Source organism: Psychrobacillus soli (assembly GCF_006861775.1).
Classification (GTDB): Bacteria; Bacillota; Bacilli; order Bacillales_A; family Planococcaceae; genus Psychrobacillus; species Psychrobacillus soli.
Map to the genome: position 1 here is coordinate 1 of NZ_VDGG01000005.1, position 18,973 is coordinate 18,973.

The window sequence follows — 18,973 nt, forward strand, 5'->3', positions numbered from 1 at the left end:
ATCGAGCTGGTGAACTGAAAAACGCTGGCAAACGAAATACACGAGAAACGTCCCTTGCGAAGTGGCAAGCATGTGATTTTGCCAACCAAGCAGCTGATGATGCCGTTCAAATTCACGGGGCAAATGGCTACTCAGACGAATATCCAGTAGAACGTTATTTACGTAATTCTAAAGCACCTGTTATTTACGAAGGAACGCGTGAAATCCATACAGTCATGCAAGCTGAATACGTATTAGGATACCGTGAGGACAAACAGCTAAACAAAATGCTACCTGCTTGGGAGCAAGAATTGATCAAATCATAACTACATCAAAAGAGCATTTTACAGAGTTGACTTAACGTGCGATTAAGAAGTAATCGGCCATATATTAAATGGCTGGTTACTTTTCGTGTTTTTAAGTAGAAATAACTCTCTTATCTTTAGTTTTCATGAAAACATATTTTTAATTAGTTTTTTTGATATAATATTCTTAATATTTTATTTTTGGGGATGAGTTAATGATTGAAGTAAGGCAACTACAATTGGATAAAACAAAACGAATGATAGTCATTTCAGATATACATGCAAATCTACAGCTATTTAAAAATCTTTTACAAAAAGTAGTTTATACAGAGGATGATTATTTATTCGTCAACGGCGACCTATGCGAAAAAGGGCTAAATAGTTTAGAGGTAGTGGAATTTGTTAGAGACTTGTCTGAAAAATTCAGTAGTGTCTATGTAACAAAAGGAAACTGTGATCTAGTCCATCGTTATGTGTTTCATGGAAGTAAGGGCATCATTCCGTATATGAATAGACAAGAGCATTCCATTTTAAATGAAATGCTAGCAAACCATAGTAAAACATTAGATGATTTCAATAACTTAGAAGAATTAGCACACTTTTATCGCCAATATTTTCATGAAGAGATTGATTGGATAGAATCATTACCAATTGCTTATGAAACGGATGATTTTATTATTATTCATGCAGGTATCGAAAACAAAGAAAATTGGAGAGAGACAAAAGAAGAGACTGCTTTATATATGCAAGAATTTTATAACCAAGCGCACCAAGCTGAGAAATTAGTCATCGTAGGTCATTGGCCAGTCGTGAATTATCGTGCAAATCAAATTAGTTCCCATAATCCAATCATCGATCTAAGTAAAAAAGTCATTGCACTAGATGGGGGAAACCAGATAAAGAAAGATGGACAGCTAAACGCGCTAATTATCCATAATGGAACGTATACACATACATACGCCGATGAGTTAACAAGCGAAATGATTGTGCGAAAAGAATTTAAAGATTCGACGAAAAGGGTAGGAACTGTGACATATCCAAATTACGATATGCAAATAATACGACAAGAGAAATACTTTACCCTGTGTGAAAATACGAATCTCGGTATAGAACAATGGATTAAAAATGAATATCTACAATTGGAGAATGAAGCGATACTTTCCAAAACGGACGTGAGCACAACTTTTCTATCTGTTAAACAAGGGGAAAAAGTGTGGATGGTTGATAATGAATGTGATGGATATATTTTGGTTAAGAAAGAAAATGGAGAGGTTGGCTGGTTGCCAAGAAATTGCTTTTGAATTCGGAGGAAGAAAAAGGGGGAAGTGATATGTTAACAGAAGTAGCAGATGGTATACATAAATTAGTGATCAAATTTCCTACTGGAATGGGAGAGGTGAACTGCTATTTAATAGAAGGGACAAATGGGTATACAGTGATTGATACGGGAACTGATTCAATAGAAGCAAAAGATGGCTGGAAAAAGGTGTTATCTTCTGGGATCAAGATAGAGAAAGTGGTCCTTACTCACACGCATCAAGATCATATCGGTCTTGCGAAATGGTTTCAACAGGAGGTAGGGGTACCTGTTATTGTCTCCAATTTGGGATACAAAGAAATGAAAAAAAATCGGGGCTCGCATGGTAGAAATCGATTAAACAGCCTAATTATTAGACATGGGGGTGTTTCACTTCCTCATAAAATAAATGAAGATCCTCCCATTTATGATTTCGAACCGGATAGTTTTTTTGAAAACCATCAGCATCTTCAATTAGGTGAAGAATCGTATGAAGCCATTTGGACGCCAGGTCACGCTCCTGATCACTTTTGCTTTTATAATGAAAATAAGAAGATTATGATCGCTGGTGATCATGTATTAAACAGGATTAGTCCAGTAATTGGTCTATGGTCGGGAGAAGAAGCAAATCCATTGAAAGATTACTTTTTATCATTGACGGAATTGGAAAAATATCCAGCCGACATTACTTTACCAGGTCATGGCGACTTGATTTCTGATCTTCATACGAGAATACACGAACTCGAGGCTAAACATGAACATCGCCTACAACAAGTTTTACTGTCCGTGACAAGTGAAAGTAAAACGGCGTATCAAATTAGCTACGAAGTATACGGAACCGTAAATATCATCCTCAATTTAAGTTCTTTTATGGCAACACTTACTCGATTATTGTATTTGGAATCGATTGGAAAAGTGGAACGTCTGGAACTGGATGAGGTAGTAAGCTTCAAGAGGAAAGTGTATATAGGGGAGATTAGTATTAATAACAATTGAAAGGTAGACAAAGCAAAAATTATAAATCCATAAAGAGGAAAAACTGTGAAAGAATCGTCTTTTTTGTAGTATGGAAACAAATTTCGATTCTAGATTAAGACGTGGATTTTGTATTCTATGCACTTGTGTATTGACCTTCTACACTTTGTTGATTGCTTGATTCGAAAGTAGATTATGTTGTTTTAATAATGGATACGAGGATTTATCTTCGTTATATCACTTGTTTTATATGTGTTTTTGTATGACTATGATATAATGGACATATAATAAAAAAGACTGAGCGTCTCAGAAACGCCCAGTCAATGCAGCTGACATACCGCCTGAAGTGCGGTTGGCCAAGTTGTACGAGTGTTTCTAGAAAAAAGTAACTACCCTACACTTTGGTCGAGCGGAGGGGGTTACTTTTTTTTGTTGGTCTTTAAAGCAACTAAAGCAACAATCGCTGTTAACGTTGTTACTAGAAATATACCAAACTGAAATAGCATATTCATTGCCTCATAAGTTACCAAATCTAGGCACCCCCTTTCTCAAGGGAGTGCCAACCGCCCATCCGCTTAATATCACTGCTACTATTATTTTATCATTTTCACTATTAAATTTCATTAACCCGTCTAACTTAAAGAAGTAAAACATGCAACTAAGATTGTGAGGGAATAGAATCTTCTACGATTTTGAATAGAAATTCATCATTTCCATGAGTTTAGTGTGTAGTTTTATTTTTTTATGGAACTAGCTTAAATATACGTGAATTATACTGCAGACAATCTGAATTATAAGAATGTCTACAGCTTTAATTATCAGAAAAATAAATCTTTTGTTGATTCTATATTTATCGAATGATATATTCAGAGTATATAGAATATTAAAGAGGTGCTGTAATGGAGGTCTTAAATCTAACAAGTAGGAAGAGAGAAACGTATCAAGTTCAATTAAAATACTCCGTTTTATGGGAGTGTGCATTAGGAATTGCTGCAATTACGAATACGCCTATAATTAAAACACTAGAAAAACCAGTGGAATATTGGAAAGAAATAAAAGAATCACTACCTGTGAAACTATTAGTTGAATTAGACTATGTAGAAAACAAAAATACTTGGAAAGCCTTACTGCAGTTACTGCATCAACGAGACTTCACTGATTTAAAGGAGTTTACTAACTATATTCGGAAACTTTCCATGCCAGATTTCATATTTATTTGTATTCCATTTATTGGGAATAACTATCAAGAACTAAGAAGGAATGCCTCATTAGGTGAGCAATTGGCCATGAAGGAAATGATGAAAATTACGAAGGATAACTCCTTTTTTCCACGGTATATTGAATTCATTTGCCAGGTTAATAGCAAACGGTTAAAAGAACATCTTATCAGCGTAATGACGGGATGGTATGAGGAAGTTATTAAGAAAGAGGTGGAGCAACTTCATACTATTTTGCAAATAGATTATGAAATGAAGAGAGAGATGGCAGACAAAATGTCGACTGAAGAACTAGTCGAATGGACGACTGGGGGCATTACGTATTTACCTGAACTTAATGTATCCAATGTATTATTAATCCCGCAATACATTTATCGTCCGTGGAATATTGAGGCAGATTTAGAAAACACAAAAGTATTTTACTATCCAATTGCAAATGAAAGCATTACACCAAATGATCGGTACACACCAAATAATTTTTTAGTATTAAAACATAAAGCATTGGGAGATGAGGTGCGTCTCCGTATAGTTAAATTACTGGAAGAACAAAATCTTACGTTACAAGACATCACGGAGAAATTAAACATAGGCAAATCAACCATCCATCATCATCTGAAAATTCTCAGAGCAGCTAAGTTAGTAGAGATTATCGATGCAAAGTATGCGCTTAAAAGAAATTCGCTAGATATGTTATCAAAAGAATTAGAGTTTTATCTAAATCAATGAATAGGGGGAGAAGTAGCACCTTATGGAGGAACCGTCCGTTTTTAATCGTATGGATAGGTAATGTCATTTCCGAATTAGGCGGTGCATTTGGTACTTTTTGCAATTCAATTCTTATTTATCAGCTGACCAATTCGACGATGGCATTAGGAAGCATGTGGTTACTGTATTTTATACCTTCTCTTATTTTACAATTATTTATTGGCCCTTTTATTGACCGGTGGAGTCGAAAGTGGATTATGGTATTTTCACAGTGGACGAGAGGTTTAATCTTCCTAATACCACTTGCTTCACTAGCAATTGGAAATCTAGAAGTGTGGCATATTTATGCAGTTCAAATTGTAATAGGATTAATAACGCCTATTTATATACCTGCAAACCAAGCACTCACACCAACAATTGTCTCTAAAAATCAGTTAGCAGAAGCAAATGCATATATAGATGGAACTGTCCGATTAATGACTTTTCTAGCTCCGATCTTGGGAGGAATCGTTATTGAGTATATTGGCGTTATACCGACTTTGCTATTTGTATGTGGCACACTATTAACAAGTGGAGCACTTTTACTTTTTATTCAAGAAAAAAGAGTTTCTTTAAGTGTAAGGAAGTCCTGGCTAGAACAATTTATGGAAGGGATTTCTTATTTCTTTAAGCAACGGCTTATCGTCTGGTTAGGAATCTTTTTAGCATTCGTACAGTTTGGAGTAGGCGTGACAATGGTTGTCACCTTACCTTATATAACAAAAGAATTGTCCGGCAGCTACGCTGAATACGGCTATTTTATGGCAAGTTTTCCACTCGGCTATGTAATTGGATCACTACTAGTAGGCAAAATAACATGTAAGAGTCGTAGAGTTTTGATGTTAGGAGCATTGGTGATCGGTGGTCTAACATTTATCGCGCTAGGATTTAACCATAGCATTATTTTGGGCATAATGACCGAGATGATTGCTGGAATAGCGATGGCATTCTTCGGTGTCCATAACATAACCATCTTTCAGCAAACTGTTCCAAACGAATTGATGGGCAAAGTAGCATCTGTCCGACTTTTTATCATTAGAGGGGCAATGCCGCTAGGTGTACTTGTAGGAGGATTTTTAAGTGAACATTGGGGAATACGAGCACTTTACTTTTTAATCGGATCTATTATTTGTACCGTATCATTACTTGGTATATTTCTTCCTTACTTTAGGTTTATGGATGATTTTGATAGTAGGAAAAATAATGGCAGGACATAATTAAAAAAAATAGAAATAGAATACATTGGAACTACTTAATTCAGTTATGAATAAGATTTTATATGTGTACGGGTTTTAGTAAATATGGAATCTCCAATCATAGCATGCTTTTGACAACGTTAAGGGGATTAAAAATTGTCGATGCAAGCGATGCTTTCTTTTGCTGCCATGGAATTTAAAGAAAATGGAAAACTGGACTTGGAAAGGTTCAGAAATGACCTAATAGTGACCTCGGGGAGATCGACTAGTATCGATAATTGCATTACATTTTAAAAGAAGTAAAAAATTCAAAAAGGAGTTCGGAATATTTCATTCCAAACTCCTTTTGTCTACGCTCTTTGATTTATAACTACTAACAAGACCTTTGCTTTAGAAGGGCAATTTAATAAAGAGATGCTTTTTTGTATATTTGGAAAGAACAGGTCCATTACAGATGCGTATTATATAGGGTTATAGACCCTTTTTCCTATTTAAAATGAATAAAGTTATGTTGTTTTTGAATAGTCAGGTAAGTTGTGAACTCTTATAAAGTTTGAAGTTTGGATTTGTAATTCATCAATGAACTTTTTGGAAGCCAATGTTAATGGAATGCTCTTTTTAGTAACAATACCATGGACTGAGTAAGCATCAAAATTTTCTTCAATATAGATTGGAACGATTTGATTACTCAATACATAGGGATCAGATTGTACAGAGACATCGCCATAAAAACCAACTGCAAAGCTTTCTGAGATAACTTTTTTCATTGACTCAGAACTTCCAGATGTAAACACAATATTAATTTTGCCAAAGGGTTCTAGTAAGGATTTCATGAAAAAATTTGTAGAATAACCTTCATTAAAAAGAACAAGCGGGTACTGAATAATTTCTTTTAAGGAAACAGTCCTTCTTTTTGCTAAGGGGGAGTATTGACCAACATATGCTATTGTTTTACTAGTAAATAAGGGTTTAAAAGATAACCTTGGATCTAAGTCTTCATTATATCGCATTGAAACTAATCCAATATTGACCTTTTCTTCCAGTATAAGTTGATTGATAAATAAAGTACCATCTTCAAATACTTTTATTTGGACATCAGGATATTGATTTTTAAAAATATTTAAAGACTTCGGTAAAATATTCAGACAAAAGCTTGGAATTGCACCTATTGTTAAGGAGCCATTCAATTGATAATTTTGAACACTTATCATATCTTTTAACTCGTCAACTTTTCTTAATATATCTCTAGCTTGTTGAATAATGAGCTTACCAGATTCAGTTGGTGTGGTCCCTTGTCTTGATCGAGTAAAAATTTTTATATTATAATCTTTTTCTAAACTAGTTATAGATTGGCTAATCGTAGGTTGTGTTATTTGAAGACTTTCTGCGGCATCGGATATAGAACCAGTATCTGCAATTTCAACAATGTATTTTAAATGATCAATTTTCATGAACTCACTCCTTTTGGATAAGATAATGGTCTCTAATTAGCAGACAGTATACATAATTTACCTATTAAACGAAGTAATGAAAATACTTATCTAAAGGAATTTCCTATAGAAACATAAAAAAGTCGCACTATACAGAATATTATAACATGTGTTTTAATTTTAATTAATACCACTCTTCGATTTTATTTAATGTTTTGGCAATAGAAACTTAATTTGAAAGGAAGATTGCTTTGAAGGAAACTCAAGTGTACAACAATTTCCGATTAGATTTTATGAATGAAAACAAGATTTTGGCGGTTACATTTAATAGACCACCTGTCAATGCATTGATTCAGGAAAGTTATGAAGAATTGAGTTCAATTGTAGAATATGTTAATAATCATTCTGAAATATGTACACTCATTCTTAAAGCAGAGGGGAGAGTTTTCTGTGGAGGTGCAGATACCAAAGTACTAGCAAAAAACACTCCAGCTGAGGATATTATAAGGCGTCCTAAACTTCGGAAAGTTTGGGAAGATTTATATCACTGTGCTGTACCAGTTATTTGCGAATTGAATGGTGCGGCAGTTGGTATGGGGGGGGTATTAGTAGGTTGTTCTGATGTGATTATTTCGACAGAGGCAGGATACTTTGCAATTCCAGAAATCAATATTGGACTTATTGGTGGGGCAAAGGGTTTATCAAGAATTTTACCAGAACAAAAGATTAGAACAATGGCTCTTACAGGTATGAGATGTACTGCTCAAGATGCGTATCGACTTGGAGCAATAGAAGCAATTGTTGAAGAGAGCGAATTAAGTAGCACAGTAATGGAGTATGCAGAAACAATCGCAAGTAAGGGCTACAAGGTGGTAAGAAAGTGGAAAGAATCTTTTGCATTAACTGAACAATTAGGAATGAAAGAAGGTATTATGCTCGAGCAAAGCTTTAACCATGACCTTAAATAAGTTTGTTTAATGTAATAAATACAAAAGGAAGCTTAAGAAATATAATAATTGAGCTTGATTGATTTTAAGGAGAAATTAATTATAGGTGAGGGGGTTGATAGTTTATGAAACCTTTAAGTGGAATAAGAGTATTAGATTTTACACATTATATTGCTGGACCGCTTTGTTGTCAAACTTTAGCGGATCATGGAGCAGAAGTTATCAAAATTGAACCGTTAAATGGAGAACCTTCTAGGTCGGCATGGCCAATTTATGAAGATATAAGTATCTATTTTACTACGATGAATCGAAATAAAAAAGGATTGGCACTAAATTTGAAATCAGAAAAAGGTCAGGAGGTGATTAAGAAACTAATTGAAACCGCTGACATTTTAGTTACGAACTATACTACGGGTGTTCCCGAAAAGTTGGGAATTGACTATAAAACTATCTCTACTATTAATCCGAAAATCAGTATGGTTCATATAACTGGATTTGGTCTAACCGGTGAAAAGAAAGATAAACGAGCATTTGATGGCATTATACAAGCATTGAGTGGGTCTGCACACTTGACGGGTGAAAAAGACGGACATCCAATGAAATCTGGCTTATTTATTGCCGATCATATTGCAGGTTTACAAGGAGTTAATGGCGCATTGCTTGCTTTGCAGGCGAGAGAACGAAGTGGCAAAGGACAACTGGTCGATGTGGCAATGCTAGACTCGATGGTGTCGATGTTATTTGAAAATCTATCCCTTGTTTCTTTGCTTAAACAAAGTCCTAGCCGTATTGGTAACCGAAGCAGAAATGTCTTCTCTACTACCTTTCCTGCCAGTGATGGGTATGTATATATCGCGGCATTGTCACCAAAAATGTGGTTTGACTTTTGTGATTTGATGGGTCAATCTGAATGGGCGAGTGAAAATTCGAAATATAGCACAGTTTCTGGCAGATTAGAAGATTATGATGAACTTGAAAATCAAATAACGCACTGGACAAAAAGCAAAACGGTCATAGAGCTAATTAGATTATTAGAAAGTGCCTCAATCCCTTGCGGAAAGGTCAATTCAATAGAAGATGTACTTAATGATAAACACTTAAAAGATCGTAATATGCTAATTGATATAGAAATTGATGATATAAAAGTAACTGTGCCCGGTGTTGTTGTGAAATTATCAGACAGCCAAATTCTATTAAATAAGAAACCACCGGTAATAGGTGAGAATGCGATAGATATTTTATCTGAGATTGGTTATTCTTTATCTGCAATTAAATCTCTTTATGAATCAGGTGTAATTAATATGGAACAACACGATGCAGCCCATAAAGTTTAATTTCTTTATAATTATCAGAATAATACAAAAATAAAGAGGGGGAAAAGAAATTGAAAAAAACATCTTTTATGTTGCTTATGGCTTTATTTTTGGTACTTATGGCGGGCTGCTCTTCTTCAAGTGTAAAAGGTTCTACAAAGGAATCAACAGTTGAGGAGAAAGATAATTTTCCCGAGGAAACAATTAGGATAATCGTTCCTTATGATACTGGTGGGAGCACTGATACGTCAACACGCATTCTTGCGGAAGCGGTTTCAAAATATCTTCCGAATAACGTAACTGTATTTGTCGATAACAAACCGGGTGGCGCGTCTACAGTTGGTTTAACACAAGTATTTAATGCCAAACCAGACGGATACACCCTCGGAATCACTATGGAGACAGGGCTTGCAATAAAAACACATACGGAGCAATTGCAATATGAATGGGATAGTTTCGAAGAAATTAGTAGATTGGTAGCATCACCACAGTTATTAATTATCAGAAAAGACGCACCATGGGCAGATTTTGAAGAGTGGTTAGCGTATGTGAAGGAAAACCCAGGCAAATATAAATATGCTCATTCTGGAGTTGGCTCAATTGGACATCTTGCAATGGAAGAACTAATTGCTAAAACCGGAATCGATATTATTGGTGTTCCATACAGTGGGGGTGGACCATCAATGCAAGCACTTCTTTCTGGAGAAGTCGAAGGAACGATAGGTAATCCCTACCAAGTGGATGATAAACTAAATAGAATCCTTATAGATACTGCTGCAGAAAAAAGTGAATTATATGAAGCTCCTATATTTAAGGACTATGGAATTGAAATCGGGAACACACCGTGGATTGGGTTAATTGCGACACCAGGAGTGCCCGAAAATCGAATCGAGATTATCAACCAAGCTTTTAAAAAGGCACTAGAAGATCCTGAAACAAAAGAAAAATTGGTTAAATTAGGATTAGCACCATATTATGCGGGACCAGAAGAGTTCAGGGAGACGATTAAGGAAAGATACGATAAGAATAAAGTAATTCTAGAAAATATTAATGCTATTAAATAAATGAGTATTTCTTCATTACTGAAAATATAAAAAGTAGAACATTAAGTGGGCTTCATTGAACGGAAAGCTTGATACTCAGAAGTTAAATATCAGGTTAGAAAATGTTTACAAGTAATAATTTTAACTTAATTGTGTATGTCTAAAAACATAAGTAGATTCATCTTTTAAAAACAAAAATGAGGTGTATAAGTATATGGAAACTATCAATGAAATAAACATATCTGCATTAAAGGGCTATATAGAGGAAGTTAAAGTAAACGCTGAAAGTGCTATGGTAGACTACAAGGTTAATCTTCAATGGAAAGGTGGCACAAAAACAAAGGTTACAACAAATGGAATTAAATTTGGTGATCAAACTTTAGAAAGGAATTTTTCCTTTATTATCGATGAACCGGAACAGCTTTTAGGAGAAAATACGAATCCAACGCCACAAGAATATTTATTGGGTGGTATGGGTGCTTGTATGATAGTTGGATATTCTGTAGGTGCATCCGTAATGGGAATTACGCTTGAAAAGTTAGAAATCGATATGGAAGCAGGTTTAAATTTAAGAGGTTTTCTTGAGGTGGATCCTGAGGCGTCAATTGGGTTTAAAGATGTTAAATATACAATTCGAGTAAAAGGAAATGGAACAAAAGAGCAATTTGAGAAAATTCATCAGAAAGTAATAGATTTTTCCCCTAATCGAGCAACAATTAGTAATGCAATTACAGTTATACCTGATTTAGTTATTGAAGAGTAAAGTATATGTTTTAATAACCACGGAATTTGCTTCCTTGTTTGTGAACCTATTCTTAAAGGATCCATTATAAGAGAAGTGCTATAGCTTAAGTGAAGACTTTGACCTTGATTGTTTTGATACAGAACAATCAAGGTCAAAGTTGTATATTTAATGGAAAAACAAAATATTGTCTGGTGATTTAAAGTGTTACTAATATTATTGATGGGGGACCGCTATGAATTCAAAAAAGGCTACTTATATTGCTTTAACTTTGATAATAATTCTTGGGTTGGTATATTTGAAATCGGCAATAGATATGGGCTACGGAGATACATCAACACCAGGAGCCGGTTTTTTTCCAATATTACTAGTGTGTATGTTAGTTGTTTTGTGCATTGTAAGTTTAATCCAAACGATGATGAGGACAGACGATAAAAAAATTGACTTGCCGAATATTAGATTGATTTCACTAACAGTTATCATCTCATTTTTATTTATTCTCAGTTGGGTATGGTTTGGTTACTTTTACATTAGTTTGTTTGCCTATCTTCTTATATTAATGACAGTTTATTATTTTGAAGAAATGAATAAAAAGCGATTTGGTAAAAATTTAGTAATATCTTTGGTGCTTACAGTGTTAATTTATGGAGTCTTTGATTACTTATTAGGCTTAAACCTTACTTAATCAAAAAAAATCTTCATACTTAAAAGTTGAATTCTGAAACAACAAACTGTAGCTCTCTGGAAAGTGTGGACAATTTAATATTAAAGGAGTTGAAGGTATGGAGATGTTCAATTTTGATGTAGCAAGTTTATTTTCATTTTCTACTTTGTCCGCAATAATTTTGGGGACTTTAGTAGGGATTTTAATAGGGGCATTACCAGGTTTGGGTGCGGTACTTGCGCTAGTACTTATGCTTCCTCTTACTTATTCTATGGAGCCGATGGCTGCAATTCTTCTATTATTGGCAACTTATCAGGGAGCTGAATATGGAGGTTCAATCTCTGCTGTTATTCTTGGAATACCTGGAACACCAGCAGCATTAGTTACAGTTTTCGATGGTAATGCAATGGCTAAAAAGGGGGAACCTGGAAAGGCTATTGCTTATTCTTTAACAGCTTCTGTTTTTGGTGGTTTGGCTGGTGGGTTAGCACTAATTTTTCTATCTGCTCCACTTGTTAAGTTTGCCCTATCAATAGGGGAACCTGAATTTTTCCTAATTGGGTTACTTGGATTATTTGCAGTTGGTATGCTAAGTTCTACCGATATTGTAAAGAGTATGATTGCTACTGTGTTAGGTTTAATGGTTGGAACGGTAGGAATGGACGCTTTTACAGGGGAAACTCGGTTTACTTTCGGAAAAATTGAATTAATGGAAGGTATCGATTTAGTGGCATTATTAGTCGGTATGTTCGCCATTTCAGAATTATTACTAATGGTAAGTAAAGATTTAAAAGTTAAATATAAAACTGACCAAAAGGGTGTAAATAGTTTCATTACTAGGTTAGAAATGAAGAATGTAAGAAAAGTTATAAAGCCTATTACTATTGGTTCGCTTGTTGGGATTGTGGTTGGAATTCTTCCTGGTATGGGTGCCGGTCCTGCTTCTTGGTTTTCTTATACACTTGCAAAAAAGGCTTCGAAAAGTCCAGAAACCTTTGGTAAAGGAAATCCTGAAGGGATAGCAGCGCCAGAAGCAGCTAATAATGCAACGGTAGGTGGAGCTTTACTACCGTTATTAACGTTAGGAATTCCCGGTTCTCCATCTATCGCTATTATTATGGGAGCATTTATCATTCATGGGATCCAACCAGGACCGAAATTATTTACTGCTGAATCGGATTTAGTTTATGGAATTTTATACGGATTTCTATTAACAACTGTAGCTTTATACATTCTTGGTAAATTTATTACAGCTGGATTTGTAAAGATGCTAACAATTCCTAATCCAGTATTAATACCATTAATCCTAGGTATATCTTTTATAGGTGCATTTTCAGCACGTAGTTCATATTTTGATGTTTGGCTTGCACTCATTGTTGGGATTATCAGTTTAGCTTTAATTAAACTAGACTTTTCCCTAGCCTCCTTCGTCTTGGCCCTAATCTTATGTCCTATCATTGAAGAAAGTTTCCGCCGAAGCCTAATTCTATCTCAGGGAGATTATTCTATATTTTTCACTCGTCCAATTTCACTTATTTTGATTGTAATCATGATAATAATCCTTGGATTCGGGATTAAGGGTGCTGTAAAACGTAAAAAAGTAGCTGCCTAATTTTTATACAGAATATAATTGTAATTTAAATTGAAAGGGATGAATTTATTGCAAATTACTGTTGTAGGTGCGGGTGTAATGGGAAAGGGACTTGCTTATAATTGTGCAGTTTCTGGCCACGAAGTATTTTTGAACGATAAGAATGAAGAGATTCTTGCAAAAGCTAAAAAAGAGATTGAGAAACTACTAGAAGTAAGTTTTCAAAAAAGTTTTATTACTGAAGAAACATTCGAAAGTGCTAAAAATTCGATTAAGTTCGAATCTGAATTGAATATTGCAGCAAAAGACGCAAATCTTGTTATCGAAGCAGTACTCGAGAATATGGATTTGAAAATCTCGATATTCAAGCAACTTGATCGAATTTGTAACCCTGAAACCATACTAGCTACAAATACATCAACAATGAGCCCAACTGAAATTGGAGCTCAAACATCACGTCCTGATAAAGTTGTTGCTATGCATTTTTTTAACCCAGTGCATAAGATGAAATTGGTTGAAGTGGTTCGAGGATTGGAAACATCCGATGAAACAGTTGAGTTTGCTAAAGAGGTTTCTGCATCATTGAAAAAAGAAGCGGTAGAAGTAAATGAGTTTCCTGGTTTTGTTACTTCTCGCATGAATTGCTTAATTGGAAATGAGGCAATGAATATGCTAATGGAAGGCGTAGCATCTGCGAAGGATATTGACAAAGCAATGAAACTAGGACTTAACCATCCGATGGGACCATTGGAACTAGCAGATCTTGTTGGACTTGATACGAGACTTCGCAATATGGAATATTTATATCAAACGCTTGGGGAGAAATATCGTCCTTGCCCGTTACTTGTTAAATATGTGAAAGCAGGTCGCTTGGGTAAGAAGAGCGGTAGCGGTTTTTATAAATATAACTAGTGGATGTGAATAGAATGGAAAAATACAGTAATTTGTTGGTAGATAAAAAATAAACCTGACGAATATATTTCGTTCATTCGAACAATTGTAAATGCTTGAAAAGAAGTGTGCTCATTTCTATTTAAGAAGTTTCATTTTCAATTCTAACTATATAACCATAATTTTTATTTAATGTTTGAAGAATATTAATAAACTAGTTTATACCATCTTATTTTAGGTTTATGGATGATTTTTCCAGTAGAATATAATAGCAGGACATAATTAAATTTTTAAAATTTCTCAAACACTCACCCACAATTAAGTCCTTCTCATAATTTCTCGCTTTTAAGACAAGCTATATAAAAAGAGAAAGGTGATCGAATGGATAATAATTATGGAATAGGTAAATTGCTATATGAATAAACCCTTCACACCACAGCTTGTCTATTTTGAGCCGAATGCACTTGATTATCCTCTTGGAAAAGAACTGAAGGAAAAGTTCGAGAAAATGGGGATTGAAACGCGCTTTACGACGTCGCATAATCAAATTCGGGATTTACCGGGTGAGACGGATGCTCAAAAATATCGTATTGCAAAATCCACTTTAGTCGTGGGCATTCGAAAAACATTAAAATTTGATACGTCCAAACCTTCTGCCGAATATGCAATCCCTCTTGCGACAGGTTGTATGGGGCATTGTCATTATTGCTATTTGCAAACGACGATGGGCAGCAAACCATATATTCGAACATATGTAAACGTGGAGGAGATTTTTGAAGCGGCTGATCGCTACATCGAAGAACGCGCTCCAGAAATTACTCGGTTCGAAGCTGCCTGTACATCTGATATTGTGGGAATTGATCATTTAACGCATTCATTGAAAAGAGCAATTGAACATATTGGTCAAACGGAACTAGGTAGGCTACGTTTTGTGACGAAATTCCATTTTGTCGACCATTTACTAGATGCCAAGCATAATGGCAACACGCGATTCCGATTTAGCGTAAACGCTGATTATGTCATTAAAAGTTTCGAGCCAGGTACTTCTCCTCTCGATAAAAGGATCGAGGCTGCAGGAAAAGTAGCAAGAGCTGGTTACCCACTAGGCTTTATCGTTGCTCCCATTTATCTACATGAAGGCTGGGAGGAAGGCTATCGCCACTTGTTTGAGCGACTTGACGAGGAATTGCCCCAAGATGTTAGAGAGGATATTACATTTGAATTCATTCAACACCGGTTTACGAAGCCCGCGAAAAAAGTGATTGAAAAGAATTACCCAAAGACAAAATTGGAATTAGATGAAGAAAAAAGACGCTACAAATGGGGCAAGTATGGTATCGGTAAGTATATTTACCAAAAGGACGAAGAAGAAGAAATAAAATCTCATCTATACGGCTATATGGAAAAGTATTTTCCTAATGCCAAGTTAGAGTATTTTACTTGAGCAATAAAAAAATGCGTATGGCCCCGGACAAACTGGGGCTATTTTTGGTGTGTAACAAAGCAGAATAAAAAACAGTTAGCTGAATTAACATTCAATTAAGTATTCAGATTCCTCTTATATGTAGAATTTTCTTAAAACATTTTTAATAAAAGAGTTGCAAAATATACGAAGATGAAATAATATATAAACAAATAGTAATTCATTAATTACAAATTACTAAAAAGAATGAGGTACACAAATGATGAAGTATAAGACAGAAGAGGAATTTCTGAAGAACTATGATTCTTCTAAATACCGCACACCAGATGGTTATACATCGGATATCGCTATTTTTACGATTGTATCTGAAAAAGTATTAGAGAAAGCTCCTCCAAAGATGACACTGAATATTATGCTGATCAAACGAGCTGAAAAAGATAGTGATAATAATCCGAATATCGAAGGAGGAAAATGGGCGCTTCCTGGTGGTTTCGTAGATGCTCCGAAAAAAGAAACGGCTTACATGGCGGCAAAGAGAGAATTGAAAGAAGAAACAAATGTAGAAGGCTTGCATATAAAGCATTTTGGTGTTTATGACGAATTTGGTCGCGATCCTCGTGGATGGATGATTTCAAATGCCTTTTACGCGATTGTTCCTGACCAAAACATAGGGCAGCGACAAGCAAATGATGATGCTGCAGAGGTGGAATTGTTCGATATCGAAGAAGTATTCAAGTTAGATTTAGCTTTTGACCATCGTAAAATAATTACCGATGCGTTGAAGTCCATAAAAAAAGAGATGATTCAATCAACGGTAGCTAAAAATTTTCTGCCGAAAGAATTCACATTATCTGAATTACAAAGGGTACTCTTGACCGTGGGAGAGGATCCACGTATTTCCAATGATTCTGTATTTTTTACGAAAGCACCAAAGCTTCCATTTATCGAAAAGGTAATGGATGAAGAAGGAAAGCCGAAAAAAACAAATAGAAATTCATTTAGACCGTCACAGTTATATACATTTAATGACTTTGAAATTATTGAATCCATTTATCATTAGGAAAGTTACTTTCTTTCCTAATTATTATTAAAAATAGTAATTTGTAATTCTTTAATTACAAATTCAAAAACTAATTATGAGGTGAAGAAATTATGCAAAAACGTGCACTGATTAACATTGATTATACGGAAGACTTTGTAGCTACAAACGGTTCTTTAACTTGTGGAGAACCAGGTCAAAGATTGGAATCAAAAATTACCAAGCTGACGGAGGAATTCATTGCAAATGGAGATTATACGGTATTTGCTGTGGATGTCCATGAAGTCGGGGACAAATATCATCCAGAAACGAAATTATTTCCCCCTCATAATATTAGAAACACAACAGGTAGGAATTTATATGGTTCTTTAAAAGATGTATACGAGACAAACGAAGGAAGAGATAATGTTTACTTCATGGATAAAAAAAGATATTCAGCATTTGCTGGAACAGACTTAGAAATTAAATTGCATGAACGAGGAATTTCAGAGATACACTTAGTTGGTGTTTGTACAGATATTTGTGTGCTCCATACAGCAGTGGACGCTTATAACAAAGGATTTCATATTGTCATTCATAAAGATGCAGTAGCTTCTTTTAATCCAGCAGGAAATGAATGGGCATTAGGGCATTTTGAAAATTCACTTGGAGCAAAAGTTCTTTAAAAGTCAAAGTAATTAAAGGAGGAAAACAAAATGAAATATGCAGATGATAGTTTCATGTTACACACAGACCTATATCAAATTAATATGGTGGAGACTTATTGGAAGGATGGCATACACAATAAGAAAGCTGTTTTTGAAATGTATTTCCGTAAACTTCCGTTTGGAAATGGCTACTCACTGTTCGCAGGTTTGCAGCGTATCATTGATTTTATCGAAAACTTCGGGTTTTCGGAGAGCGATATCGCGTATCTACGGGAGGAAGGGCATTATTCCGAGATGTATCTTGAATACCTTAGTAACCTTACATTCACCGGAACGATTCGTTCCATGAAAGAAGGAGAATTGGTATTTGCTAATGAACCTATCTTGGAAATAGAAGCACCGTTAGCAGAAGCTCAACTAATTGAAACTGCCTTATTAAATATAGTGAACTTCCAGACATTGATTGCAACAAAAGCTTCCCGGATTAAACAAGTGATTGGTGAAGAGGTGGCAATGGAGCTCGGTACTAGACGCGCTCAAGAATTAGATGCGGCAATTTGGGGTACTCGGGCTGCTTATATCGGTGGATTTTCTGCTACAAGTAATGTCCGTGCAGGAAAATTATTTGGTATCCCTGTGGCTGGAACACATGCCCATGCAATGGTGCAAGCTTATCAGGATGAATATGTAGCTTTCACAAAATATGCAGAAGCACATAAGGATTGCGTTTTCTTAGTAGACACATACGATACGCTGCGTTCTGGTGTTCCTAATGCTATTCGGGTAGCCAAGGAATTTGGGGATAAGATTAATTTTATAGGGATTCGATTAGATAGTGGAGATATGGCTTACCTTTCAAAAGAAGCAAGAAAAATGTTAGATGAAGCTGGCTTTACAGAAGCGAAAATTTCCGCTTCTAATGATTTAGATGAATACACGATTATGAACTTAAAAGCACAAGGGGCTAAAATTGATACTTGGGGTATTGGGACAAAATTGATTACCGCTTATGATCAACCCGCTCTAGGCGCTGTATATAAATTAGTTTCTATTGAAAATGAAACTGGAGAAATGGTTGATACGATTAAAATCTCTGCTAATCCAGAGAAAGTAACGACACCGGGACGGAAACGAATATATCGTATTATTAATAACGTCAACGGTCATGCAGAAGGAGATTATATTGCTTTAGCTCATGAAAAGCCACAAGAGGAAGAACGTTTGAAAATGTTTCATCCGGTACACACCTATATTAGTAAATTTGTAACTGATTTTACTGCAAGAGAGTTGCATGTAGATGTAATAGCTGGCGGTTCTGTCGTTTATGAATTACCGACAATTCAAGAAATACAACGCTATGCAAACGAAAATCTAAATTTATTATGGAATGAATATAAGCGCACCATGAATCCAGAAGAGTACCCAGTCGATTTGAGTCAAGCTTGTTGGGATAACAAGATGGAGCGAATCCGTGAAATTCAAGATAAAGTGCTAAGATAACATTGTAATAGTGGAACAAGGGATTTGGAG

18 protein-coding genes are annotated in these 18,973 nt (G+C 35.2%); 16 read left to right on the forward strand and 2 right to left on the reverse strand.

What is annotated here, in order from left to right:
- The 3 genes from FG383_RS03190 to FG383_RS03200 all read left to right on the forward strand — a co-directional run.
- Nucleotides 1–305 (forward strand): acyl-CoA dehydrogenase family protein (locus FG383_RS03190; protein WP_142605407.1); only part of this gene is annotated, 305 nt, incomplete at its 5' end.
- 194 nt (nt 306–499) lie between these two features.
- Nucleotides 500–1,585 (forward strand): metallophosphoesterase, encoded by a 1,086-nt coding sequence (locus FG383_RS03195; protein ID WP_142605408.1) that lies wholly within the window; start codon nt 500–502, stop codon nt 1,583–1,585.
- 29 nt (nt 1,586–1,614) lie between these two features.
- Nucleotides 1,615–2,577: an MBL fold metallo-hydrolase gene (locus tag FG383_RS03200; protein ID WP_142605409.1), complete on the forward strand. Its 963-nt coding sequence runs from the start codon at nt 1,615–1,617 to the stop codon at nt 2,575–2,577.
- Nucleotides 2,578–2,975: 398 nt separating this feature from the next.
- Here FG383_RS03200 and FG383_RS21085 read toward each other — a convergent pair whose 3' ends face one another.
- A complete protein-coding gene (locus tag FG383_RS21085) occupies nt 2,976–3,086 on the reverse strand; it encodes a putative holin-like toxin (RefSeq protein WP_246096833.1) in 111 nt (36 codons plus the stop codon).
- Nucleotides 3,087–3,455: 369 nt separating this feature from the next.
- On the opposite strand from FG383_RS21085, the gene FG383_RS03205 reads away from it, so the two are divergent.
- Both FG383_RS03205 and FG383_RS03210 read left to right on the forward strand, forming a co-directional pair.
- A complete protein-coding gene (locus FG383_RS03205; RefSeq protein ID WP_142605410.1) occupies nt 3,456–4,499 on the forward strand; it encodes an ArsR/SmtB family transcription factor in 1,044 nt (347 codons plus the stop codon).
- The gene (locus FG383_RS03210) at nt 4,496–5,734 is read left to right on the forward strand and encodes an MFS transporter (RefSeq protein WP_142605411.1); all 1,239 of its coding nucleotides are present in this window, start codon (nt 4,496–4,498) and stop codon (nt 5,732–5,734) included. The genes FG383_RS03205 and FG383_RS03210 overlap by 4 nt, the downstream gene beginning before the upstream one ends.
- Nucleotides 5,735–6,219: 485 nt before the next feature.
- On the opposite strand, the gene FG383_RS03215 is transcribed toward FG383_RS03210, so the two are convergent.
- Entirely contained in the window at nt 6,220–7,164 is a 945-nt protein-coding gene (locus FG383_RS03215) for a LysR family transcriptional regulator (protein ID WP_142605412.1), read from the reverse strand.
- 230 nt (nt 7,165–7,394) lie between these two features.
- Between FG383_RS03215 and FG383_RS03220 the strand changes: the two genes are divergently transcribed.
- The 11 genes from FG383_RS03220 (at nt 7,395) to FG383_RS03270 (ending at nt 18,943) form a co-directional block, all read left to right on the forward strand.
- The gene (locus FG383_RS03220; RefSeq protein WP_142605413.1) at nt 7,395–8,111 is read left to right on the forward strand and encodes an enoyl-CoA hydratase-related protein; all 717 of its coding nucleotides are present in this window, start codon (nt 7,395–7,397) and stop codon (nt 8,109–8,111) included.
- Between the two features lie 104 nt (nt 8,112–8,215).
- Nucleotides 8,216–9,424, forward strand: coding sequence for a CaiB/BaiF CoA transferase family protein (locus FG383_RS03225; protein WP_142605414.1), 1,209 nt, complete (start codon nt 8,216–8,218; stop codon nt 9,422–9,424).
- Between the two features lie 50 nt (nt 9,425–9,474).
- Entirely contained in the window at nt 9,475–10,467 is a 993-nt protein-coding gene (locus FG383_RS03230) for a Bug family tripartite tricarboxylate transporter substrate binding protein (protein ID WP_142605415.1), read from the forward strand.
- A gap of 193 nt (nt 10,468–10,660) precedes the next feature.
- Entirely contained in the window at nt 10,661–11,209 is a 549-nt protein-coding gene (locus tag FG383_RS03235; protein ID WP_142605416.1) for an OsmC family protein, read from the forward strand.
- A gap of 214 nt (nt 11,210–11,423) precedes the next feature.
- Nucleotides 11,424–11,873, forward strand: coding sequence for a tripartite tricarboxylate transporter TctB family protein (locus tag FG383_RS03240; protein WP_142605417.1), 450 nt, complete (start codon nt 11,424–11,426; stop codon nt 11,871–11,873).
- 97 nt (nt 11,874–11,970) lie between these two features.
- Nucleotides 11,971–13,464, forward strand: a complete 1,494-nt coding sequence (locus FG383_RS03245) for a tripartite tricarboxylate transporter permease (protein ID WP_142605418.1) — start codon at nt 11,971–11,973, stop codon at nt 13,462–13,464.
- A gap of 39 nt (nt 13,465–13,503) precedes the next feature.
- Nucleotides 13,504–14,355 (forward strand): 3-hydroxyacyl-CoA dehydrogenase family protein, encoded by an 852-nt coding sequence (locus FG383_RS03250; protein WP_142605419.1) that lies wholly within the window; start codon nt 13,504–13,506, stop codon nt 14,353–14,355.
- Nucleotides 14,356–14,749: 394 nt separating this feature from the next.
- The gene (splB, locus tag FG383_RS03255; protein WP_142605420.1) at nt 14,750–15,778 is read left to right on the forward strand and encodes a spore photoproduct lyase; all 1,029 of its coding nucleotides are present in this window, start codon (nt 14,750–14,752) and stop codon (nt 15,776–15,778) included.
- Between the two features lie 238 nt (nt 15,779–16,016).
- A complete protein-coding gene (locus FG383_RS03260) occupies nt 16,017–16,817 on the forward strand; it encodes an NUDIX domain-containing protein (RefSeq protein WP_142605421.1) in 801 nt (266 codons plus the stop codon).
- Between the two features lie 92 nt (nt 16,818–16,909).
- Nucleotides 16,910–17,461, forward strand: coding sequence for a cysteine hydrolase family protein (locus FG383_RS03265; protein WP_142605422.1), 552 nt, complete (start codon nt 16,910–16,912; stop codon nt 17,459–17,461).
- 30 nt (nt 17,462–17,491) lie between these two features.
- Nucleotides 17,492–18,943 (forward strand): nicotinate phosphoribosyltransferase, encoded by a 1,452-nt coding sequence (locus tag FG383_RS03270; protein WP_142605423.1) that lies wholly within the window; start codon nt 17,492–17,494, stop codon nt 18,941–18,943.
- Nucleotides 18,944–18,973: the final 30 nt, after the last annotated feature.